Source organism: Streptomyces sp. NRRL F-5727, from assembly GCF_000719555.1.
Lineage (GTDB): Bacteria > Actinomycetota > Actinomycetes > Streptomycetales > Streptomycetaceae > Streptomyces.
Genome location: NZ_JOGX01000044.1, coordinates 62,424 through 84,901 on the forward strand (window position 1 = coordinate 62,424; position 22,478 = coordinate 84,901).

Sequence of the window (22,478 nt, forward strand, 5' to 3'; positions counted from 1 at the left end):
CCCGCCCCCGGATCTCAAAGATTCGAGCGAAGATTCGCGCCCACATCCAAGCGTCGCTTATGCTCGACCCATGATCGAGGCACGCCATCTCCGCGTCCTGCGGGCCGTCGCCGCCACCGGCTCCTTCTCCGCCGCCGCGCGCGAACTCGGCTGCACCCAGCCCGCCGTCAGCCAGCAGATGAAGGCCCTGGAGACCTCGGCCGGCACCCCGCTGCTCATCCGGACCGGCCGCGAGATGCGCCTCACCCAGGCCGGCGAGGTCCTCGTCCGGCACGCCGCCGGCATCCTCGCCGGACTCACCGCCGCCGAGGAGGAGGTCGCCGCCATCGCCGGGCTGCGGGCCGGCCGGGTCCGCCTGGTCTCCTTCCCCAGCGGCAGCTCCACCCTCGTCCCCACCGCGCTCGCCGCCCTGCGCGCCGCCCACCCCGGCACCCGGGTCTCCCTCGTCGAGGCCGAACCGCCGCGCTCCGTCGAGATGCTCCGCGAGGGCGACTGCGACATCGCCCTCGCCTTCCGGTACGGGTCCGGCCAGACCGCCGGCGAATGGGACGACCTGGTGGTCCGCCCGCTGCTCACCGACCGGCTCGTCGGCCTGGTCCCCGAGGCGCACCCGCTCGCCGGCGCGGGCTCCGTCTCCATCGCCGAGCTCGCCGGGGACTCCTGGATCGCCGGCTGTCCGCGGTGCCGCCGGCAGCTCGTCGACGTCTGTGAGGAGGCCGGCTTCGCCCCGCGCATCGACTTCGCCACCGACGACTACCCGGCCGTGGTGGGGCTGGTCGGCGCGGGGCTCGGCGTGGCCGTCCTGCCGGAGCTGGCCATCGAGTCCGTACGGCCCAAGGGGGCGCGGACCGTCGCGGTCGAGCCGGCCGTGGAGCGGGAGATCGTGGCGCTGACCCTGCCGGACCTGGCCCAGGTTCCGGCGGTCGCGGCCACCCTCGACGAGCTGACCCGGGCCGCCACGCGCGCGTAGTCCGGGCCCGGGGCCACGCGCGCGTGGCGGCCGGGTCCACGGAGCCCTGGATCAGGGGCTCGGCGGGGCCTCAGTGTGCGAGGAAACGTTCCTTCACGCGTGTTCCACGGTCGATCGTCCGGCGGCCGACGCCGCCGTGGGCGCGGCCCGTCCGGCGATCGCCGTCGCCGGTGCCGCCGTGATCAGACGGTTGCGCGCGCGTCCCATGAGTTCTTCGCGTTCGTCCTCGGTGAGGCCGCCCCATACGCCGTAGGGCTCCCGCACGGCGAGTGCGTGTGCCGCGCACTCCGCGCGGACCGGGCACCGCATGCAGACCTCTTTCGCCGAGTTCTCACGCGCACTCCGTGCCGCGCCGCGCTCTCCCTCGGGGTGGAAGAACAGGGAGCTGTCGACCCCGCGGCAGGCCGCGAGCAGTTGCCAGTCCCACAGATCGGCGTTGGGTCCGGGAAGGCGGGAGAAATCTGCCATTGCGCTAGTCCCCTTGAAACCGTGTCGAAACGGGTTGGTGGGTGGGCGGGAAGTGGCTGTCACTCCGGGGTTCCTCGGGCCCCGGTCCGTCCGGATGTGTCCGACTACTGTCGAAGTAGATGTAAATATGACTCATTGCGAATCTAGCCACAGACACCGCGAAAAGGGAAGAAAACCCGCTAAATGGGGCATAGCTTCTGCTGTGTGGACGCAACGACCTGCGACGCTCTTCTCCGTGCACGGCCCCTCACAAGGAGTGCCGAAGGTCTCGTCCGACCCGTAACTCTTTCGAGTGACCATCGTTGAGAGTGCGAGGCGGTTGAATGAACAGGCGATCGGGCAGGTGTCCGGGAGCGTCAACCGCACAGGTGACGATACGTACCAGCCCTGGAGGCCCAAGGTGACGCGCTTCAGCTGCGAGAGTCGCGGAGGTCAGTCATGACGTCCGTTCTCGTCTGCGACGACTCCCCGCTTGCCCGAGAGGCGCTTCGCCGCGCGGTCGCGACCGTGCCAGGCGTGGAGCGCGTGACCACCGCGGCCAACGGCGAGGAAGTCCTCCGCCGCTGGGGTGCGGACCGCTCGGACCTCATCCTCATGGATGTGCGCATGCCCGGTCTCGGCGGTGTGGAGACCGTCCGCCGGCTGCTCTCCGCCGACCCCGGCGCCCGGATCATCATGCTCACCGTCGCCGAGGACCTCGACGGCGTCGCCCTCGCGGTCGCCGCCGGTGCCCGTGGCTACCTGCACAAGGACGCCTCGCGCGCCGAGCTGCGGGCCACCGTCACCCAGGCGCTCGCCGACCCGACCTGGCGGCTCGCCCCGCGCCGGCTCCGTTCGGCCGAGATGGGCGCCGCCCCCACCCTCACCGCCCGCGAGATCCAGGTTCTCGAAGGCATGAGCCACGGCCGGTCCAACGCGGAGATCGGGCGCGAGCTCTTCCTCTCCGAGGACACCGTCAAGACCCACGCCCGACGCCTCTTCAAGAAGCTCGGCGCCTCCGACCGGGCGCACGCCGTCGCGCTCGGATTCCGCTGGGGCCTGGTCCGCTGAACCCGCGGACACACGCCTCCTCCCCGTCCGCCGAGCGGCGGACGGGGCGGGCCTGTGTCGATTCCCCGCCCGATGCCGCATCCTTGAGGTGTGGAGTTCCTCGGGGACGAGTCGATCGAGCGGAAGGGGAGGGCGCCAGAGATGAATCCCGGCGCACCTGCTCATAACGCTTCGGTGCACAACTACGGACACGGTGCCACGGACGGACAGGCGTCAAGGCACCATGGAGCGATGCGCGACGACGAGACCATGGGTTCCCCCATGCCTGCCGGGCAGGGGGAGATCGGTGCGCTCGTCCACCGTGCCGTCGAGGGGGACGCGCAGGCCACCCACGACCTGCTCGCGCGCGTCCACCCCCTCGCGCTGCGCTACTGCCGCACCCGGCTCAACCGGCTCCCCGGTGACGCCCGCCACTTCGTCGAGGACCTCGCGCAGGAGGTCTGCGTCGCCGTCCTCATGGCCCTGCCCCGCTACAAGGACACCGGCCGCCCCTTCGAGGCGTTCGTCTTCGCCATCGCCGGACACAAGGTCGCCGACCTCCAGCGCGCCGCCATGCGGCACCCCGGCTCCACCGCCGTGCCCTCCGACGAGATGCCCGAGCGGCCCGACGACTCCCTCGGCCCCGAGGAGCGCGCCCTCCTCAGCGACGACGCCGAATGGGCCAAGAAGCTCCTCGCCAACCTCCCGGAGAACCAGCGCGAGCTCCTCGTCCTCCGGGTCGCCGTCGGGCTGACCGCCGAAGAGACCGGCCAGATGCTCGGCATGTCCCCGGGCGCCGTCCGGGTCGCCCAGCACCGCGCCCTCAGCCGGCTGCGGGCCCTGGCCGAGCAGTAAGCCCCACCGGACGGCACCGTCCCTTTCGTCCACGTACGAAGGTCCAAAGCTTGCCGCTGATCTTGATCGTGGAATGAGACACCGCTCGGGCCCGTTAGCATGGACATCCCGCACCGATCAAGGCCATTTGGGAAGGTGTCATGACTGCCAACGTCGACGGAGTGCCCGAAAAATTCGCGACACTCGGGCTGACCTACGACGACGTGCTGCTGCTGCCGGGAGCCTCCGAGGTGCTCCCCAACGCGGTCGACACCTCGTCCCGCATCTCTCGTAACGTCCGGGTCAACATCCCGCTGCTCTCCGCGGCGATGGACAAGGTGACCGAGTCCCGCATGGCGATCGCCATGGCCCGTCTGGGCGGCGTCGGCGTGCTCCACCGGAACCTCTCCGTCGAGGACCAGGTCAACCAGGTGGACCTCGTCAAGCGGTCCGAGTCCGGCATGGTGACCGACCCGATCACCGTCCACCCGGAGGCGACCCTCGCCGAGGCCGACGCCCTCTGCGCCAAGTTCCGCATCAGCGGCGTCCCCGTCACCGCCCCGGACGGCAAGCTCCTCGGCATCGTGACCAACCGCGACATGGCCTTCGAGACCGACCGCAGCCGTCAGGTCCGCGAGGTCATGACGCCGATGCCGCTGGTCACCGGCAAGGTCGGCATCTCCGGCGTCGACGCCATGGAGCTGCTGCGCCGCCACAAGATCGAGAAGCTGCCGCTCGTCGACGACGAGGGCGTGCTCAAGGGCCTCATCACCGTCAAGGACTTCGTCAAGGCGGAGAAGTACCCGAACGCCGCCAAGGACGCCGAGGGCCGGCTGCTCGTCGGCGCGGCCGTCGGCGCCAGCCCCGAGGCGCTCGAGCGGGCCCAGGCGCTCGCCGCCGTCGGCGTCGACTTCCTGATCGTCGACACCTCGCACGGCCACAACAGCAACGCCCTGAGCTGGATGTCGAAGATCAAGTCGAGCGTGAACGTCGACGTGATCGGCGGCAACGTCGCCACCCGCGACGGTGCCCAGGCGATGATCGACGCCGGTGTCGACGGCATCAAGGTCGGCGTCGGCCCCGGCTCCATCTGCACCACCCGCGTGGTCGCCGGCATCGGCGTCCCGCAGGTCACCGCGATCTACGAGGCGGGGCTCGCGGCCCGCGCCGCCGGCGTCCCGCTGATCGGCGACGGCGGCCTGCAGTACTCCGGCGACATCGGCAAGGCGCTCGCCGCCGGCGCCGACACCGTGATGCTCGGCAGCCTCCTCGCGGGCTGCGAGGAGTCCCCCGGAGAGCTGCTCTTCATCAACGGCAAGCAGTTCAAGTCGTACCGCGGCATGGGCTCGCTCGGCGCCATGCAGTCCCGCGGCCAGGGCCGGTCCTACTCGAAGGACCGCTACTTCCAGGCCGACGTCACCTCCGACGACAAGCTCGTGCCCGAGGGCATCGAGGGCCAGGTGCCGTACCGCGGCCCGCTCTCCTCCGTCGTCCACCAGCTCGTCGGCGGCCTGCGCCAGACGATGGGCTACGTGGGCGCCGCCACCATCGAGGAGATGGAGTCCAAGGGCCGCTTCGTCCGGATCACCTCGGCGGGCCTCAAGGAGAGCCACCCGCACGACATCCAGATGACGGTCGAGGCGCCGAACTACAGCAGGAAGTAGTCGCGCACACGGGAGGGGGCGGTTCCGGCATGTGGCCGGAGCCGCCCCCCGCGCGTGTGTCGGGGATACTGGTAGGCGCAGACATAGAGGGAAAGGCCACACATCGTGACTGAGATCGAGATCGGGCGCGGCAAGCGCGGCCGCAGGGCGTACGCGTTCGACGACATCGCCGTCGTACCGAGCCGGCGCACCCGGGACCCGAAGGAGGTCTCGATCGCCTGGCAGATCGACGCCTACCGCTTCGAGCTGCCCTTCCTGGCCGCCCCGATGGACTCGGTCGTCTCCCCGCAGACCGCCATCCGGATCGGCGAGCTCGGTGGTCTGGGCGTGCTGAACCTCGAAGGTCTGTGGACCCGCTACGAGGACCCGCAGCCGCTGCTCGACGAGATCGCCGAGCTGGACGAGGCCGCCGCCACCCGCCGTCTGCAGGAGATCTACGCCGCTCCGATCAAGGAGGAGCTGATCGGGCAGCGCATCAAGGAGGTGCGCGACTCCGGCGTCGTCACCGCCGCCGCGCTCTCCCCGCAGCGCACCGCCCAGTTCTCCAAGGCCGTCGTCGACGCGGGCGTGGACATCTTCGTCATCCGCGGCACCACGGTCTCCGCCGAGCACGTCTCCGGCGCGGCCGAGCCGCTCAACCTGAAGCAGTTCATCTACGAGCTGGACGTCCCGGTCATCGTCGGCGGCTGCGCCACGTACACCGCCGCCCTGCACCTGATGCGGACCGGCGCCGCGGGCGTCCTGGTCGGCTTCGGCGGCGGCGCCGCGCACACCACCCGGAACGTGCTGGGCATCCAGGTCCCGATGGCGACCGCCGTCGCCGACGTGGCCGCGGCCCGCCGCGACTACATGGACGAGTCCGGCGGCCGGTACGTGCACGTCATCGCCGACGGCGGCGTGGGCTGGTCCGGCGACCTGCCGAAGGCCATCGCCTGCGGCGCGGACGCCGTGATGATCGGCTCCCCGCTGGCGCGCGGCACCGACGCGCCGGGCAAGGGCCACCACTGGGGCATGGAGGCCGTCCACGAGGACGTGCCGCGCGGCAAGCTGGTCGACCTGGGCATCGTCGGCACCACCGAGGAGATCCTCACCGGTCCGTCGCACACCCCGGACGGCTCGATGAACTTCTTCGGCGCCCTGCGCCGCGCGATGGCCACCACGGGCTACAGCGAGCTCAAGGAGTTCCAGCGCGTCGAGGTCACCGTCGCGGACTCGCAGCACCGCCGCTGACGCCGTTGGTCCGTACGGCAGAGGGCCCCGCACCGAACGGTGCGGGGCCCTCTGCCGTACGCGCGTGCTCCGGGTCAGTCGGAGGCGCCGGCCTTCTTGGCGCCGGAGAAGGCGGCGATGGGGCCGAGCGCGAGGAAGAGGAAGGTCATCGGGTCCTTGGCCTCGTTCCAGGCGTCGGTCAGCATGCCGAACTCCTGGAAGAAGAGCTCGGTGAAGGGAACGCCGAACTCCTTGGAGGCGAAGACCGCGATGCCGACGAGCTGGCCGAGGTAGACGGCGCCGAGGGAGAGGATCGCGCTGACGATCGGCAGCAGGGGGTTGGAGCCGCCGACCTTGCCGGCGGCGAAGCCGACCGCGAAGCCGACGCCGACCGCGGCCCAGCCGATCTCGACCTCGACGCCACCCAGGACGGCGCCGTAGATGCCGGCGGTGACCAGCGCGGCGACGACGGCGGCGAGGATGCCGAGGCCGATGTTGTTCCGGCGCGGCGCGGGCGCCGGCGGGTAGGCGCCGAACGGGTTCTGGCCCGCGGGGGTCTGGCCGAACGGGTTCTGGCCCGCGGGCTGCTGGGGCACGCCCGGGGCGAACGGGTTCTGGCCGGCGGGCTGCTGGCCGGACGGGTCCTGCGCGTACGGGTTGCCGGGCGGCGGAACGGGCTGGCTCATGGTGGTGGTCCCCCAAGACGGATGCCGCACGGGTGTGCGATCAATGGGGCCGGAGACTAGCAGTCCGTTCCGACAGTGGCCCACCTGTTACCTGAGGTTCAGAGCCGGTGCGCGGTGCCGGCGGGGGTGGCGCCGCGGGTGTCGAGGAGGAGCTGGGCCTTCACCGCGAGGCCCTGGAGGTCGTAGACGCGGTGGTGCTGGAGCAGGACCGTCAGATCGGCGTGGGCGGCGGCCTCGTAGAGGGAGTCCGCGCGGGGGACGGGGAGGTCCCGCACCCGCCAGTCGGGGACGTGCGGGTCGTGGAAGCTGACCGCCGCGCCGAGGTCCATGAGGCGGTGGGCGATCTCGTCGGCGGGGGAGCCCTCGCGGTCGGCGAGGTCGGGCTTGTACGTGATGCCGAGGAGCAGGATCCGGGCGCCGCGGGCGGACTTGCCGTGCTCGTTGAGGAGCGTGGCGGCGCGCTGGACGACGTACCGCGGCATCCGCTGGTTGACCTGGCCGGCGAGTTCGACGAGGCGGAGCGGGCGGTGGCCGCCGAGCCGTTCGACGGGGACGCCGTGGCCGCCGACGCCGGGGCCGGGGCGGAACGCCTGGAAGCCGAAGGGCTTGGTCTCGGCGCAGCGGATGACGTCCCAGAGGTCCACGCCGAGTTCGTGGCAGAGCACCGCCATCTCGTTGACGAGGGCGATGTTGACGTGCCGGAAGTTGGTCTCCAGGAGCTTGACCGTCTCGGCCTCGCGGGGGCCGCGCGCGCGGACCACCTTGTCGGTGAAGCGGCCGTAGAAGGCGGCGGCGGACTCGGTGCACGCGGACGTGAGGCCGCCGATGACCTTCGGGGTGCCGGCGAGGCCGGGCAGACGGGTGCCGGGGTCGACGCGGCCGGGGGAGTACGCGAGGTGGAAGTCGCGGCCGGCCCGCAGGCCCGAGCCCTCCTCCAGGAGCTCCCGGAGCGGGCCCTCGGTGGTGCCGGGCGGGGCGGGGGACTCCAGGACGACGGTGGTGTGCGGGCGGAGCCGGGCGGCGAGCGCGCGGGCGGCGTCGGTGACGGCGGTGAGGTCGAGGCCGCCGTCGGGCCCGGGCGGGGTCGGGGCGCAGAGCACCGCGGTGCGGACCCGGCCGAGTTCGGCGGGGTCGGTGGTGGCGCGGAAGCCGCCGGAGAGCATCCGGCGGATCTCGGAGGCGGTGAGGGAACCGTCGACCGGGGGTCGGCCCGCGGTGAGTTCGGCGACCGGGCGGGGGTCGGTGTCGAAGCCGACGGTGGCGATGCCCGCGGCGGTCGCGGCCTGGGCGAGGGGGAGTCCGTGGTGGCCGAGGCCGATGACGGCGAGGTCTGCGGGCATGGGGGGTGGACCGTCCTTCCCGGTAGCCGTTGCGTGCTGCGTATGCAACACGTGCGCAATGTCAGACTAGGAGTAAATATGACCGATATATGGCATTGCATGATCGAAGGTCGCCGAGTGTTATCCACAGGTCTGTGCGGGGGCGGTGGCCGAAGCCGTCGAGCCGGTCCAGAATCGAGACTGTGAGCCGGGCCACACCACGGTCCGGTTCGCCGCTGCCCGGACGCGCGTCGGACCCCGCATGACGCGCGGCGGACACGGGACGGAGACGGACGGACGCACGGACGACGGGAGGCGGCAGCCGTGAGGACAGCGACACTGGGACCCGCCGAGCGCGCCGCGGCCCTGGCGGCCATGGCCGGGAGCGAGCTGGACGTGCTCGTCGTCGGCGGCGGCGTGGTCGGCGCCGGCACCGCCCTCGACGCGGTCACGCGCGGGCTCTCCACCGGCATCGTCGAGGCCCGCGACTGGGCCTCCGGCACCTCCAGCCGCTCCAGCAAGCTCATCCACGGCGGGCTCCGCTACCTGGAGATGCTCGACTTCGCCCTGGTCCGCGAGGCCCTCAAGGAGCGCGGACTGCTCCTGGGGCGGCTCGCCCCCCACCTGGTGAAGCCCGTGCCGTTCCTCTACCCCCTCCAGCACCGGGGCTGGGAGCGGGTCTACGCGGGCTCCGGCGTCGCCCTGTACGACGCCATGTCCGTCTCCTCCGGGCACGGCCGCGGCCTCCCCGTCCACCGCCACCTCAGCCGCAAGGGCGCCCTCCGCGTCGCCCCCTGCCTGCGCAGGGACGCCCTCACCGGCGCCCTCCAGTACTACGACGCCCAGATGGACGACGCCCGCTTCGTCCTCACCCTCGTCCGCACCGCCGCCTCCTACGGGGCCCTGGCCGCCGCCCGGGCCCGGGTCACCGGCTTCCTCCGGGAGGGCGAGCGGGTCGTCGGCGCCCGCGTCCAGGACGTCGAGACCGGCGGCGAGTACGTCATCCGGGCCAAGCAGATCGTCAACGCCACGGGGGTGTGGACCGACGACACCCAGGCCCTCATCGGCGAACGCGGCCAGTTCCACGTCCGCGCCTCCAAAGGCATCCACCTCGTCGTCCCCAAGGACCGGATCCACTCCACCACCGGCCTCATCCTGCGCACCGAGAAGTCCGTCCTCTTCGTCATCCCCTGGGGGCGGCACTGGATCATCGGCACCACCGACACCGACTGGGACCTCGACAAGGCTCATCCCGCCGCCTCCAGCGCCGACATCGACTACCTGCTCGAACACGTCAACACGGTGCTCGCCACCCCGCTCTCCCGCGACGACGTCCAGGGGGTCTACGCGGGCCTGCGCCCGCTGCTCGCCGGCGAGTCCGACGCCACCAGCAAGCTCTCCCGCGAGCACACCGTCGCCCACCCGGTGCCCGGCCTGGTCGTCGTCGCCGGCGGCAAGTACACGACCTACCGGGTGATGGCGAAGGACGCCGTCGACGAGGCCGTGCACGGCCTCGACCAGAGGGTCGCCCCGTGCGTCACCGAGGACACCCCGCTGATCGGAGCCCAGGGCTACCGGGCGCTGTGGAACGCCCGGGCCAGGATCGCCGCCCGCACCGGCCTGCACGTCGTCCGCGTCGAGCATCTGCTCAACCGGTACGGCTCCCTGACGGAGGAACTGCTCGCCCTCGTCGCCGAGGACCCCTCGCTCGGCGAACCGCTCGCCGCGGCCGACGACTACCTGCGCGCCGAGGTCGTCTACGCGGCCTCCCACGAGGGCGCCCGGCACCTCGACGACGTCCTCACCCGCCGCACCCGCGTCTCCATCGAGACCTTCGACCGCGGCACCCGCAGCGCGCGCGAGGCGGCGGAGCTGATGGCGCCGGTCCTCGGCTGGGACGAGGACCAGACCGCGAGAGAGATCGCCCACTACGAGAAGCGGGTCGAGGCGGAGCGGGAGTCGCAGCGGCAGCCCGACGACCAGACGGCGGACGCCGCGCGGCTCGGTGCGCCCGACATCGTCCCGATCTGACGGGGGCTCCGTCTGACGGTACGTCCGGGGCGGGAGGGAACCCGGGGACGCCGGTGGCGCGTCGTCATACCGGAGTCTGGACCCGGGGGCGCCGCCCGCCGCGAGGTGAGGGACAATGGGCTCTCTTCCAGGGCGGGTTGCCGCAGCGTGCGGAGTGCGGCGGGCGCGGCGGAGATCAGGGATCGCAGAGGGGACGCATGTCGGAGTCGGAGCAGTCGCGGGACACGGCGAAGGACCCCCGGCGGGACGCCGCCGCGGGGGCCGCGACCGACGGCGGGCGGGGGACGGTTCCGGCCGCGCGCGAGGCGGAGCGGGACGCGGCGGAGCGGGGCGCGGAAGCGCCCGGCGGGACGACCGCCGGCACGGAACCGGACGGCGGGACCCGGCCGGAGGCCGCGACCTCCGACGCCGCCGCGCCGGAGCCGACGAAGCCTCAGGACGCCGTGCCACAGGCCGCGAAGCCCCAGGACGCGGCGCCCCGGGACGCGGCGCCCCAGGACCAGAAGCCTCAGGACGTGAAGCCGGTGGGTGGCGCGGGTGCGCCGCGTGACCGGGTGCCGGGGACCGAGCCGTCCACCGGGCGGGCCGGCTTCGGCGCCGGGGACGGCGACGGGCAGCGGCCCGCCGCCGACCGGCTCCGCAAGGGCGCGTCGTCCACCACCGCCGAGACCGAGGGCCGGCTGCTCGCCGGCCGCTACCGGCTCGGCGCCCTCGTCGGCCGCGGCGGCATGGGCACCGTCTGGCGCGCCGTCGACGAGACCCTCGGCCGCACCGTCGCCGTCAAGGAACTCCGCTTCCCCAACAGCATCGACGAGGACGAGAAGCGCCGTCTGATCACCCGGACCCTGCGCGAGGCCAAGGCCATCGCCAAGATCCGCAACAACGGCGCCGTGACCGTCTACGACGTCGTCGACGAGGACGACCGCCCGTGGATCGTCATGGAGCTCATCGAGGGCAAGTCGCTCGCCGACGCCGTGCGCGAGGACGGCGTCCTCACCCCGCGCCGCGCCGCCGAGGTCGGCCTCGCCATCCTCGACGTGCTGCGCTCCGCGCACCGCGAGGGCATCCTGCACCGCGACGTGAAGCCGTCCAACGTCCTCATCGCCGACGACGGCCGCGTCGTCCTCACCGACTTCGGCATCGCCCAGGTCGAGGGCGACCCCTCCATCACCTCCACCGGCATGCTCGTCGGCGCCCCCTCGTACATCTCGCCCGAGCGCGCCCGCGGCCACAAGCCCGGCCCGGCCGCCGACCTGTGGTCGCTGGGCGGGCTGCTGTACGCGGCGGTCGAGGGCTGCCCGCCGTACGACAAGGGCTCCGCGATCGCGACCCTCACCGCCGTGATGACCGAGCCCGTCGACCCGCCGAAGAACGCGGGCCCCGAGCTGGAGCAGGTCATCTACGGGCTGCTCGCCAAGGACCCGGCGCAGCGCCTCGACGACGCCCGCGCCCGGGTGCTGCTGCGCGCCGTCCTCGACGCCCCCGTGGCCGCGCCGGAGCCGTCGCCCGAGGTGACCAGGATCGTTCCGCTGCCGACCCGCCCCGAGCGGGACCCGGCGGCCCCGGCCACCGGCCGGGAGAAGGCGCCCGAGCCCGCCGCCGAGCGGATGCGGGGCGCCCTCGCCTCCGTACGGAACGCGGCCGCGGCGGCCAAGGCCGAGGCGAAGGTGAAGGACCGCGCCAAGGACAGGACCGCCAAGGAGAAGGGCAGGGAGCCGGCCCGTCCCGTGCCCGCGCAGGGCGGCTCCCGGCCGGCGCCGGCCCGCGCCCCGCTCACCGACGTCGTCCCCCGGCGCACCCTGGTGATCATCGCCGCGGTCGCCGTCCTCGCCGTGCTCGGCACCATCCTCGCGGTCTCCCTCAGCGGCGACGACAAGGGCGCCGAGGGCAAGGGCGGCGACACCACCGTCTCGGCCGGGACCACCGCCGGCGGCGACGGCGGCTCCGGCACCGACGGCGGCACGGGCACCGGGACCGGCGACCCCAGCCAGCAGGGCGACGCCCAGCCCGGCGACAACGGCGGCTCGGCCGACGGCGGTCCGGCGGCGACCGGCGGCGCGACCGGCACTCCCGGCACCTCCACCGGCCAGACCGGCACCCCGCCCACCGCCAAGCCGAGCGGCGGCACCGGCACCGCGCTCCCGGCCGGCTACACCCTGGTCACCAACGACCGCTTCCACTTCTCCATGGGCATGCCCTCCTCCTTCGTCATGCGCCCCATAGACGGCTACAGCGGCGGTGCCATATGGAGCGAGAAGGGCGGCTTCCCGCGCGTCCAGGTCGACTTCAACGGCAGCCCCAAGGACGACGCCAAGGCCGCCTGGCTCGCGGCGGTCGGCGGCGTCCGCCTCACCAGCTCCGGCTACAAGCACCTCGGCATCGACACGGTGTCGTGGAAGGGCTACCCGACCGTCGCGGACTGGAAGTTCGAGCGGAACCAGAAGGGCGAGCGGGTCCGCGTCCTCAACCGCGGCTTCAAGGTCGACGCGAAGCACGGCTACTCGATCATGATCACCTGCCGCGCCGCCGAGTGGGACGGCGCCGAGTGCCGGACGCTGCGTGAGACGGCGTTCGCCACGTTCAGCCCCAAGGACTGACCGACGCCCGTATCGTGAGGGACGGGGGACGACCGAAGCGCAGGGGGAGGCGCCGTGGACGAGTACGCGGGAAGAGTGCTCGCTGAGCGCTACCGCCTGCCGCTGCCGCCCGCCGGCGCCGACGCGCTCGTCGACCTCGTCGAGACCCGCGCCTTCGACACCTACAGCGGGCAGGAGGTGCGGATCCGTCAGGTCCCCCTGCCCGAGTTCGTCGACGCCGAAGTCCTCGGCGAAGGGCCCGCGCCCACGGGCCCGTACGGGGGCGGCGGGGCCACCCGCCGGCCGGCCGAGCCGGTCGTCCGGCGGGCGATCGAGGCGGCCCAGGCCGCCGCCCAGATCCCCGACCACCCCTTACTCGACCAGGTCTTCGACGTCTTCGCGGAGGCCGGCTCGCTGTGGATAGTGAGCGAGCACGTCGCCTCGCGCCCCCTTTCCGCGCTCCTCGCCGAGGGCCCGCTCAACCCGTTCCGCGCCGCCGAGATCGCCGCGGACGTCCTCACCGCCCTGCGGGCCCTCCACGCCCACGGCTGGGTCCACCGCAACATCACCGCCCGCACGGTCCTGATCTGTGACGACGGGCGCGTCGTCCTCACCGGTCTGGCCGCCGGCGCCGCCGAGGAGGCCCTCTGCGGCTACGCCCCCGTCCCGGACCCCGAGGACCCCGCCTTCCGGCCGCCCGCACCGGAGTTCGAGGAGCAGGAGGAGTACGGGGAGGAGGGGTACGAGGAGTACGCCGAGGAGACGGAAGAGGCGTACGAGCCGGACGAGACGCACGAGACGCACGAGACCTACGAGCCCGAGACCTACGAGCCCGAGGCGTACGAGCCCGACAGCTACGAGCACGAGGTGTACGAGACCGGCGAGTACGCGGCGCCCGAAGCGCCGCCGGAGCCGGAGCCCGTCCCGTACGGCGTCGATCCCTACGGCCGGGCGACGCCGGCGCCCCGTCCCGTCAGCCCGCCGGAGCCCCCGGCGGTGCCGCCGAGCGCCGATCTGCGGGCGGCCAGAGCGGGCGCCATCGCCGCCTACCGCGCGGCCACCCGCGCCGCCGCCGCGCGGCTCGGCGACACCGGCCCTCTCCCGGCCCAGCGCCCGCCGGAGCCCCCGGCCGCCCTCGCACCCACACCCGCACCCGAAGCCGAGGCGCCCACAGCGGAGGCACCCGATCCCGAGCCCCCCGTCCTCGCCGAGGCCACCCGCCCCGGCCCGGCCCCCCAGTGGTGGGCGCACACACCGGACGACGAGGACGACGAGGACGACGGCGACGACGGCGACGACGCGTACGGCGGTGCGGACCGCGCCCCGCGTCCGCCGCGCCTGATGCTCAAGGGCACCTGGAGCGACGGCCCGCACGCCTCCCGGGACGGCACGCCGTCCGTCCCGGCCGGTGGCGGCTCCGTGCTGCCCGGCTCGGGCCGGCCCGCGCTGCCCGCCGGGTACGCGCCCGCCGCCCCGGAGCCCGGCCGGCCGGCCCCGCCGCCCGCCCGGACCGGCGTGCCCGCGCAGCCGGGCCCGGCCGCGGAGCGGTACCGCGGCCCGGACACCCGGCTCGCCGCCGAGCGGGCCCGGCAGACCCGGATCGCGGTCGTCGGCGCCGTCACCGAGCGCTGGGCGCCCGAACAGGCCGGGCCCGTGCACGAGAACTGGCGGCTCGCCCCGCCGATCGGCCCCGCCACCGACCTGTGGGCGCTCGGCGCGCTGCTCTACCGGGCCGTCCAGGGCCACGCCCCGTACCCCGAGGACAGCGCGGCCGAGCTGGTCCAGCTGGTCTGCGCCGAGCCGCCCGCCTTCGCCGAGGAGTGCGGCCCGCTGCGCCCGGTGGTGGAGTCGCTGCTGCGCCAGGACCCCACCGAGCGCCCGGACTTCGAGGAGCTGCGCGGCTGGCTGCGGTCGCTCGTCCGGTCCGCGCCGGAACCGGAGGCGGACCTGGCCGCCGTGCCCCCGCCGCCGTTCGACGCCAAGCGGCTGCCGATCCTGCGCCGCCGGGGCGAGCTGGTGCGCCGCCGCCGCGCGTCCGCCGGGGCGGGGCGCCACCGGCACCGGCGCGGCAAGGAACCCCGCCGCGAGCAGGCCGCCCCGCCCGCCCCCGTACCGGAGGAGCAGCCGCAGGCGCCGTTCTTCCAGGACGAGCCCCAGCAGGCACCCGAGTACGCGTACGAGTACGGCTACGAGGACGCCGAGCCCGAGCCCCCGCGCCGGTCCTCGCGACCCCCGGCCGCCCCGCGCTCCCTCGGGCGGCGTCTGGTGCTGCTCGTGCTGCTGCTGGCCGGCGGTGCCCTCGCGTACGCCGCGGTCGCCCTGCCCCGGACCGACGAGGCGCCCGCCGGCGCCCGCCCGTCCGCCTCCGCGCCCCCGGCGGCGTCCCCGTCCGCCTCCGCCCCGCCCGCCACCCCGAGTCCGACGGCGCCGAGCCCGTCGGCTCCGTCGAGCCGGCCCACCCCGTCCGCCCCGCCCCCCTCCGCGTCCGGCCCCGCCCTGGCCGCCGGTTACGCGCTGCGCGAGGACCCGGAGGGCTTCCGGATCGGCGTCCCGCGCGACTGGCGGCGCAGCCCCGTCAACGACGCCGGGCAAGTCCGCTACACCGGCGGCGACTTCACGATGATCGTGGTGCCCGGCCGGGACAGCGTCCAGGACCACGGCTCCGACCCGCTGGAGTACCAGAGCTCCAGGGAGCGGGAGCTGGAGCCGTACCGGCAGTCCAGCTGGGCGCAGCAGCTGAAGGCCCGGCGGGTCGACATCGGCCGCACGCCCACCGCCGAGGGGCACTACACCTGGCTGGACAGCACCGGCCGCGAGGTCTTCGTGCGCAACCTCGCGCTGATCGACGGCGGTCGCTACCACGTCGTCCAGGTCATCGGCCCGGAGAGCGACCGGGACAAGGTCTCGGAGATCTTCGACGAGGCCGTGAAGGGCTTCCGCCCGGGCCGCTGAACCGCGCCGACGGCCCGTCACCGACCCTCCCGGCACGCCCGTCACCGACGCCCCCGGCGGCCCGGCACCCCGCCCCCGCGGGCCCCCGGCGGTCACGGTGCGGTTCCTTTGCGGGCCCCGAGGTTCCGTCCGCCGTCCCCTCCTCCGTAACCTGGCATCCGAAGCAACGGGGCGGGGGCACGTGGAACATACTCAGGGCACAGGGGCGGGGCTGCTGCTCGCCGGGCGGTACCGGCTGGGCGAGTCCATCGGGCGCGGCGGCATGGGCAAGGTCTGGCGCGCGCACGACGAGGTGCTGCACCGCGTGGTGGCCGTGAAGGAGCTGACGGCGGGTCGGTTCGTCGCCGAGGCCGACCGGCTGGTGCTGCACGCCCGCACCCAGAAGGAGGCGCGGGCCGCCGCCCGGATCACCCACCCCGGCGTGGTGACCGTCCACGACGTCCTCGAACACGACGACCGGCCCTGGATCGTCATGCAGTTCGTCGACGGCCCCTCGCTCGCCGACGCCGTGAAGGAGGCCGGCACGATCGCGCCGCGCGAGGCGGCCCGGGTCGGCCTGCACGTCGTCGGCGCGCTGCGGGCCGCGCACGCGGCCGGGGTGCTCCACCGGGACGTGAAGCCCGGCAACGTCCTGCTCGCCCGGGACGGGCGGGTCCTCATCACCGACTTCGGCATCGCCGCGATCGAGGGCGACTCCACCATCACCAGGACCGGCGAACTCGTCGGCTCGATCGACTACCTGGCGCCCGAGCGGGTCCGCGGCGGCGACCCCGGCCCGGCCTCCGACCTGTGGTCGCTCGGCGCCACCCTGTACACGGCGGTCGAGGGCACCTCGCCGTTCCGCCGCACGTCCCCGATCAGCACCATGCAGGCCGTCGTCGGCGAGGAGCCGCCGTACCCGGCGAACGCGGGACCGCTCGCCTCCGTCATCGTGGCGCTGCTGCGCAAGGACCCGGCGCAGCGGCCGCACGCGGACGAGGCCGAGCGGATGCTGCTGGACGCGATGGAGGGCCGCAGCCCGCAGACCGCCCAGGCGTACGTGCCGACGCAGCGGATGCGGCTGGACGTGGAGCAGCCCGCCGGGGCGGCGGGGCCGGAGGACGTACCGGTCCCGGCGCCGCGGACGGCCGCGTGGCCGACCCCCGGGCAGACCGCCACCACGCGGCCGTCCGTGCCCGCCCCCGCCACCGACGCCCCCGCGCCCGCGCCCGCGCAGGCCGCGGGGAAGGGCCGCTGGCGCTCGGCCGTCCTCACGGCGGTCCTCGGCGCCGTCGTCGCGGGCGGCGCCGTCTTCGCCGTGATGCAGTACGGCGGCGGCGGAGGCGGCGGCCGCGAGCCCGGCCCCGTTCCCAGCACCGGTGTCAGCACCCCCGCCGACCGCAAGGGCGTGGCGGCGGACGGCGTCCCGGACGGCTGGCGGCGGGTCGAGGACCCGGCGGGCTTCAGCCTGGTCGTCCCGGACGGCTGGAAGCGCCAGAAGGACGGCGAGAACATCGACTACACCCCGGACGGCGGCCGCCACCGCCTCCGGATCAGCATCGACAAGAGCCCCGACTTCGAGAACCCGTACAAGCACCTCCTCGACCTGGAGAAGACGCTCCAGAAGCGGATGGACTACCAGCGGGTGTGGCTGAACCAGAACACCTACCGCGATCAGGTCAGGTCCGCGCTGTGGGAGTTCACGTGGACCGAGAAGCAGAACTTCCCCGGCCCGCGGCACGCGATCGACCAGATGTACTTCGCCGACGACGGCACCGAGTACGCGATCTACATGACCTCGCCGCAGTCGAGCTGGGACACCACCCGGGAGCAGTTCGACATCGTCCTCCAGCACTGGCGGGCGCCGGGCGCGTGAGGGCCGCGAAAATCTTCCCGGGGAGGCCCCGGCGGCCGTAAGCCGCTGATCAGGGCTTTCGCGCCAGTGATCACTGGCGCGATGTGTGCGGTGGGTGAAAACGCGTTACCGGCGGGTACCCAAAGACCGGAACGGCGCCTACGCTCGGCGTCATGACGGACTCGCAGGCTGCCACCGCCGCTCCCCCGGTTCCCGCCGACGCCGCGCAGGCGGCCCGCCCCGCCACCCCGGCCGGCGCGACCAACCCGGTCGCCCCCGCGCCCGCCGGCGCCCGGACCGCCGCCGACGTGGTGACGCCCGACCTGGTCGCCCGGCTCACCCGGGGCGTCATCGGCTCCGGCCGCACCGTCAACCACACCCCGTTCACCGGGAAGAAGCTGGCGGACCTGCCCGAGGCCACCCCCGAGGACGTCGCCGAGGCGTTCGCCCGCGCCCGCGCCGCGCAGGCCGCCTGGGCCGCCACCCCCGTCCGGGCCCGCGCCGCCGTCCTGCTCCGCTTCCACGACCTCGTCCTCGCCCGCCAGTCCGAGGTGCTCGACCTCATCCAGCTGGAGACCGGCAAGGCCCGGCTGCACGCCCACGAGGAGGTCCTCGCGGTCGCCGTCGCCGCCCGCCACTACGGCCGCCGGGCCTCCTCGTACCTGCGCCCCAAGCGGCACACCGGCGTCGTCCCGACCCTCACCAAGGTCACCGAGCTGCGCCAGCCGCGCGGGGTCGTCGGCCAGATCGCCCCCTGGAACTACCCGCTCGAACTCTCCGTCGGCGACGCCCTGCCCGCCTTCGTGGCGGGCAACGCGCTCGTCATGAAGCCGGACACCGAGACCGCGCTCACCGCGCTCTGGGCCCGTGACCTGCTCATCGAGGCCGGGCTCCCGGCCGAGGTCTTCCAGGTCGTGCTCGGCGAGGGCCCGGTCGTCGGCCCCGAGGTCGTCCGGCACGCCGACTACGTCTCCTTCACCGGCTCCACCCGGACCGGCCGCGAGGTCGCCCAGGGCGCCGCCGCCCGTCTCGTCGGCGTCTCCCTCGAACTCGGCGGCAAGAACGCCATGCTGGTGCTTCAGGACGCGGACGTCGAGAAGGCCGCCGCCGGCGCCGTCCGCGCCTGCTTCTCCTCCGCCGGCCAGCTCTGCATCTCCATCGAGCGCCTCTACGTGCACGAGTCGATCGCCGACGCCTTCGTCGAGCGCTTCGCCGCCCGCACCAAGGCCATGCGGCTCGGCAACGCCCTCGCGTACGGCGCCGACATGGGCTCCCTCGTCGGCGAGCGCCAGCTGGAGGCCGTCACGCGGCACGTCGACGAGGCCGTCGCCAAGGGCGCCACGCTGGTCGCCGGCGGCGTCGCCCGCCCCGACATCGGCCCGCTCTTCTACGAGCCGACCATCCTCGACGGCGTCGAGGCCCCGATGGCCGTCTGCGCCGAGGAGACCTTCGGCCCGGTCGTCTCGATCTACCGCTTCAGCGACGAGGACGAGGTGATCGAGCGCGCCAACGCCACCGCGTACGGGCTCAACTCCTCCGTCTGGACCACGAACGCCCGCCGCGGCCACGCCGTCGCCGCCCGGCTGCGCACCGGCACGGTCAACATCAACGAGGGGTACGCCCCGGCGTACGGCAGCGTCCGCGCCCCGATGGGCGGCATGAAGGACTCCGGCCTCGGCCGCCGCCACGGCTCCGAGGGCATCCTCAAGTACACCGAGGCCCAGACCGTCGCCCAGCAGCGCCTGATGCCGCTCGCGCCGTCCTTCGGGATGGACGACGAGGCGTACGCGAAGGTGATGAGCCTCTCCCTGAAGGCGCTGAAGGCCCTCCGCCTGAGCTGACGCGGACCCCGAACCCCTGCCCGTTCGACCCTTTTCCTCACGAGGAGAGCCATGACCGCGGTACCCCCTGCCCGAAATCAGGACGAGGAAGACGCGTACGACTACGACGTGCTCGTGGTCGGCTCCGGCTTCGGCGGCTCGGTCACCGCCCTCCGGCTCACCGAGAAGGGCTACCGGGTCGGCGTCCTGGAGGCCGGCCGCCGCTTCACCCGCGAGTCCCTGCCGAAGAACTCCTGGGACCTGAAGAACTTCCTGTGGGCGCCGACGCTGGGCCTGTACGGCATCCAGCGCATCCACCTGCTCGGCAACGTGATGGTGCTGGCCGGCGCGGGCGTCGGCGGCGGCTCCCTCAACTACGCGAACACCCTGTACGAGCCGCTGGCGCCGTTCTTCGACGACCCGCAGTGGAAGGACATCACCGACTGGCGGGCCGAGCTCGCCCCGTACTACGACCAGGCCAAGCGGATGCTGGGCGTCCGGCTCAACCCGACGATGACCCCCTCCGACGTGCACCTGAAGGCCGCCGCCCAGGCCATGGGGATCGGCGACACCTTCCACATGGCACCGGTCGGCGTCTTCTTCGGGGACGGCGGCGACGGCGACGGCACGGCGAAGGCGAAGCCCGGCGCGGAGGTCGCCGACCCGTTCTTCGGCGGCGCGGGCCCCTCCCGCAAGGCGTGCACCGAGTGCGGCGAGTGCATGACCGGCTGTCGGCACGGCGCCAAGAACACCCTCAACGAGAACTACCTCTACCTCGCCGAGAAGGCGGGCGCGGTCGTCCACCCGATGACCTCGGTCGTCGCCGTCACCGAGGACTCGCGCGGCGGCTACGCCGTGAGGACCCTCCCCACCGACAACCGCAAGAAGGGCAGGGGCCGCACCTTCACCGCCCGCCAGGTGGTCATCGCCGCCGGCACCTACGGCACCCAGACCCTGCTCCACCGGATGAAGGACAGCGGTCTGCTGCCCCGGATCTCCGCCCGGCTCGGCGAGCTGACCCGTACGAACTCCGAGGGCCTGGTCGGCGCCCAGACCACCGACCGCCGCTACCGGCGCAAGCACGGCGGGCAGAAGCCCGACTTCACCCGGGGTGTCGCCATCACCTCGTCCGTCCACCCCGACGAGAACACCCACATCGAGCCGGTCCGCTACGGCAAGGGCTCCAACTCGATGGGCGGCCTCACCGTCCTGCAGGTCCCCTACGGCGCCCACCGGGTGCGCAACTGGGCCCTCAACATGGCCCGCCACCCCCTCCTGGCGCTCCGCTCGCTCTCCAACCGGCGCTGGTCCGAGCGGACCATCATCGGCCTCGTCATGCAGTCCCTCGACAACTCGCTGACGACCTACCGCAAGCCCGGCGGCCTCGGAAAGGGCCTGCTCACCGCCCGGCAGGGGCACGGAGCACCGAACCCGACGCAGATCGAGGCGGCGACCCGGGCCGCGACCGTGATCTCCGAGGAGATCAACGGCTTCGCCGGGTCCAACATCGGCGAGCTGATGGGCACCCCGCTGACCGCGCACTTCCTCGGCGGCTGCCCGATCGGCGCCGACGCGGAGTCCGGCGTCATCGACCCGTACCACCGGCTCTACGGCCACCCCGGCATCTCGGTCGTCGACGGCTCGGCGGTCTCCGCCAACCTCGGCGTGAACCCGTCCCTGACGATCACCGCCCAGGCCGAGCGGGCCATGTCCTTCTGGCCCAACAAGGGCGAGGAGGACCCGCGGCCCCGGCAGGGAGAGGCGTACGCGCGCGTGGCGGCGGTCGAACCGAAGTCCCCGGCGGTCCCGGCCGAGGCGTTCGGCGCCCTGCGGCTGCCCTTCCTCGGCATCCCGGCCGTCCCGCCGAAGAAGACGCCCTGACCGGGAGCTCCCTGACCCGTAGCCCCTGACCCGGAGCTCCCTGACCCGGAGCTCCCGGCCCCGGAGCTCCCGGCCCCGGAGCTCCCGGCCCCGGAGCTCCCGGCCCCGGAGGCTCCGGCCCCGGACGGTCCTGACCCCGGACGGTCCTGACCCCGGACGGTTCTGACCCCGGACGCACGGAAAGGGCGCTGCACCCCCCTCCGAGTGCAGCGCCCTTCCGGCTTTTTCGGTGTTGCTGCATAGATGACCGCCGGCCCCCGCCTTTGGTTGTAGGCGTTGCACGGGATCTTTGTGTGACGCGCGTCACATACCCCGGAGGGGTGCTCGCGGAGGCGCGTGAGAAGGGCCCGTGCCGCGATTCCGGTCGCGGCACGGGCCCTGGGTCGGCACCGGTGTCAGGGCAGCGGCGGTGCCGAGCGGAGCGGCGCCGGGGGGTCGCGCCGCGTCGGGGAGGGAAGTCGGAGGGGACGGATCGAGCGGTGGGGGAGGGGGAGCCGGTTGCGGTCGGCCCCGGGCGTCCCCGGGACCGACCGCCCTTTCTGGGTGACCGGGCTGCTGTCCCCTGCCGTCCGGTCACGCGCGCTGGAGCGAGGTCCCACGACGTACCAGAAGCACGTCACACGCCCCAGCGAAGCCACGCGTGGTTTCTTACGGGCCCGCCCCTGGCTGGCACGGACACCCCGCTCAACGAAGCCCGGCGGGGGCCGGTCACGCGCCGTACGGGTGAGTCCGGCACCGAACGCGGGTGCGGAGCCCCACCCCCGGGTGGGGCCGGGCGTGACCTCAGACGCGGCCCCGGCACAGCTCCAGCATCGTCATCGCCAGCGCCGTCCCCGGCTTGCCCAGCGCGTCCCGGTAGTGGGCGAGCACGTCCATCTCGCGGGCCAGGTTCACCCGCCGGCCGCCGGAGGAGATCCGGGCCTCCTGGATGACCGCCGAGATCGCCATCCGTTCCTGGATGAGACCGATGATCCGGTCGTCCAGCGCGTCGATCCGCTCCCGGGCGTCACCGATCAGCGAGGCCGCCTCGTCGGTGCGGGCGCCGGTCAGCTCGGTGGGGGTCTGCGTGGTCATACGGGGCTCCTGGGGTTCCTGAGGGGGTGGGGCCCCGGATCGGCACGGCCCGGGAAACGCCAGACGCCCCGGGCCTTGTCGGCCCGGGGCGCCTGGGAAGTCGCTGTTGTCAGTTGCTCAAGCAGCACGAC

At 73.8% G+C, this 22,478-nt stretch carries 15 protein-coding genes; 11 read left to right on the plus strand and 4 right to left on the minus strand.

Translation table 11 applies throughout. The features are described from left to right. The first annotated feature begins 70 nt into the window (after positions 1–70). Entirely contained in the window at positions 71–970 is a 900-nt protein-coding gene (locus IF73_RS0125990) for a LysR family transcriptional regulator (protein WP_031012193.1), read from the plus strand. A 93-nt stretch (positions 971–1,063) separates the two neighbouring features. Here the strand turns inward: IF73_RS0125990 and IF73_RS0125995 are convergent, their stop codons facing one another. Next, positions 1,064–1,438, minus strand: coding sequence for a WhiB family transcriptional regulator (locus IF73_RS0125995; protein ID WP_031012194.1), 375 nt, complete (start codon positions 1,436–1,438; stop codon positions 1,064–1,066). A gap of 438 nt (positions 1,439–1,876) precedes the next feature. Here IF73_RS0125995 and IF73_RS0126000 point away from each other — a divergent pair, with 438 nt between their 5' ends. From IF73_RS0126000 to IF73_RS0126015, 4 genes are all read left to right on the plus strand, one after another. Then, positions 1,877–2,488, plus strand: a complete 612-nt coding sequence (locus tag IF73_RS0126000) for a response regulator transcription factor (RefSeq protein ID WP_003948568.1) — start codon at positions 1,877–1,879, stop codon at positions 2,486–2,488. 231 nt (positions 2,489–2,719) lie between these two features. Further along, complete coding sequence (locus IF73_RS0126005) at positions 2,720–3,322, plus strand: sigma-70 family RNA polymerase sigma factor (protein WP_030750140.1); 603 nt, start codon at positions 2,720–2,722, stop codon at positions 3,320–3,322. Between the two features lie 140 nt (positions 3,323–3,462). After that, the gene (guaB, locus tag IF73_RS0126010; RefSeq protein ID WP_031012195.1) at positions 3,463–4,965 is read left to right on the plus strand and encodes an IMP dehydrogenase; all 1,503 of its coding nucleotides are present in this window, start codon (positions 3,463–3,465) and stop codon (positions 4,963–4,965) included. A gap of 105 nt (positions 4,966–5,070) precedes the next feature. After that, the gene (locus tag IF73_RS0126015; RefSeq protein WP_030750136.1) at positions 5,071–6,195 is read left to right on the plus strand and encodes a GuaB3 family IMP dehydrogenase-related protein; all 1,125 of its coding nucleotides are present in this window, start codon (positions 5,071–5,073) and stop codon (positions 6,193–6,195) included. A 74-nt stretch (positions 6,196–6,269) separates the two neighbouring features. Here IF73_RS0126015 and IF73_RS0126020 read toward each other — a convergent pair whose 3' ends face one another. Beyond that, positions 6,270–6,860, minus strand: coding sequence for a hypothetical protein (locus IF73_RS0126020; RefSeq protein ID WP_031012196.1), 591 nt, complete (start codon positions 6,858–6,860; stop codon positions 6,270–6,272). Positions 6,861–6,958: 98 nt separating this feature from the next. Continuing rightward, a complete protein-coding gene (locus IF73_RS0126025) occupies positions 6,959–8,200 on the minus strand; it encodes a nucleotide sugar dehydrogenase (protein ID WP_031012198.1) in 1,242 nt (413 codons plus the stop codon). 303 nt (positions 8,201–8,503) lie between these two features. Between IF73_RS0126025 and IF73_RS0126030 the strand changes: the two genes are divergently transcribed. The 6 genes from IF73_RS0126030 (at position 8,504) to IF73_RS0126055 (ending at position 21,273) form a co-directional block, all read left to right on the plus strand. Next, positions 8,504–10,210, plus strand: a complete 1,707-nt coding sequence (locus tag IF73_RS0126030; RefSeq protein WP_031012200.1) for a glycerol-3-phosphate dehydrogenase/oxidase — start codon at positions 8,504–8,506, stop codon at positions 10,208–10,210. A gap of 197 nt (positions 10,211–10,407) precedes the next feature. After that, a complete protein-coding gene (locus IF73_RS0126035; protein ID WP_031012202.1) occupies positions 10,408–12,807 on the plus strand; it encodes a serine/threonine-protein kinase in 2,400 nt (799 codons plus the stop codon). Between the two features lie 54 nt (positions 12,808–12,861). Further along, positions 12,862–15,738, plus strand: a complete 2,877-nt coding sequence (locus IF73_RS0126040) for a protein kinase (protein ID WP_031012204.1) — start codon at positions 12,862–12,864, stop codon at positions 15,736–15,738. 181 nt (positions 15,739–15,919) lie between these two features. Further along, positions 15,920–17,593 (plus strand): serine/threonine-protein kinase, encoded by a 1,674-nt coding sequence (locus tag IF73_RS0126045; protein ID WP_031012206.1) that lies wholly within the window; start codon positions 15,920–15,922, stop codon positions 17,591–17,593. A gap of 152 nt (positions 17,594–17,745) precedes the next feature. Beyond that, positions 17,746–19,413: a succinic semialdehyde dehydrogenase gene (locus tag IF73_RS0126050; protein ID WP_031012208.1), complete on the plus strand. Its 1,668-nt coding sequence runs from the start codon at positions 17,746–17,748 to the stop codon at positions 19,411–19,413. A 51-nt stretch (positions 19,414–19,464) separates the two neighbouring features. After that, positions 19,465–21,273 (plus strand): GMC oxidoreductase, encoded by a 1,809-nt coding sequence (locus tag IF73_RS0126055; protein ID WP_031012210.1) that lies wholly within the window; start codon positions 19,465–19,467, stop codon positions 21,271–21,273. Positions 21,274–22,056: 783 nt separating this feature from the next. On the opposite strand, the gene IF73_RS0126060 is transcribed toward IF73_RS0126055, so the two are convergent. Next, positions 22,057–22,347 (minus strand): chorismate mutase, encoded by a 291-nt coding sequence (locus IF73_RS0126060; protein ID WP_031012212.1) that lies wholly within the window; start codon positions 22,345–22,347, stop codon positions 22,057–22,059. Between the last annotated feature and the right edge of the window lie 131 nt (positions 22,348–22,478).

Excerpts from the sequence above, each read along its gene's own strand:
- guaB (WP_031012195.1), top strand. The coding sequence starts at position 3,463 with ATGACTGCCAACGTCGACGGAGTGCCCGAAAAATTCGCGACACTCGGG.
- IF73_RS0126005 (WP_030750140.1), top strand. The coding sequence starts at position 2,720 with ATGCGCGACGACGAGACCATGGGTTCCCCCATGCCTGCCGGGCAGGGG.
- IF73_RS0126060 (WP_031012212.1), bottom strand. The coding sequence starts at position 22,347 with ATGACCACGCAGACCCCCACCGAGCTGACCGGCGCCCGCACCGACGAG.
- IF73_RS0125990 (WP_031012193.1), top strand. The coding sequence starts at position 71 with ATGATCGAGGCACGCCATCTCCGCGTCCTGCGGGCCGTCGCCGCCACC.
- IF73_RS0126055 (WP_031012210.1), top strand. The coding sequence starts at position 19,465 with ATGACCGCGGTACCCCCTGCCCGAAATCAGGACGAGGAAGACGCGTAC.
- IF73_RS0126025 (WP_031012198.1), bottom strand. The coding sequence starts at position 8,200 with ATGCCCGCAGACCTCGCCGTCATCGGCCTCGGCCACCACGGACTCCCC.
- IF73_RS0126035 (WP_031012202.1), top strand. The coding sequence starts at position 10,408 with ATGTCGGAGTCGGAGCAGTCGCGGGACACGGCGAAGGACCCCCGGCGG.
- IF73_RS0126020 (WP_031012196.1), bottom strand. The coding sequence starts at position 6,860 with ATGAGCCAGCCCGTTCCGCCGCCCGGCAACCCGTACGCGCAGGACCCG.
- IF73_RS0125995 (WP_031012194.1), bottom strand. The coding sequence starts at position 1,438 with ATGGCAGATTTCTCCCGCCTTCCCGGACCCAACGCCGATCTGTGGGAC.
- IF73_RS0126050 (WP_031012208.1), top strand. The coding sequence starts at position 17,746 with ATGACGGACTCGCAGGCTGCCACCGCCGCTCCCCCGGTTCCCGCCGAC.
- IF73_RS0126000 (WP_003948568.1), top strand. The coding sequence starts at position 1,877 with ATGACGTCCGTTCTCGTCTGCGACGACTCCCCGCTTGCCCGAGAGGCG.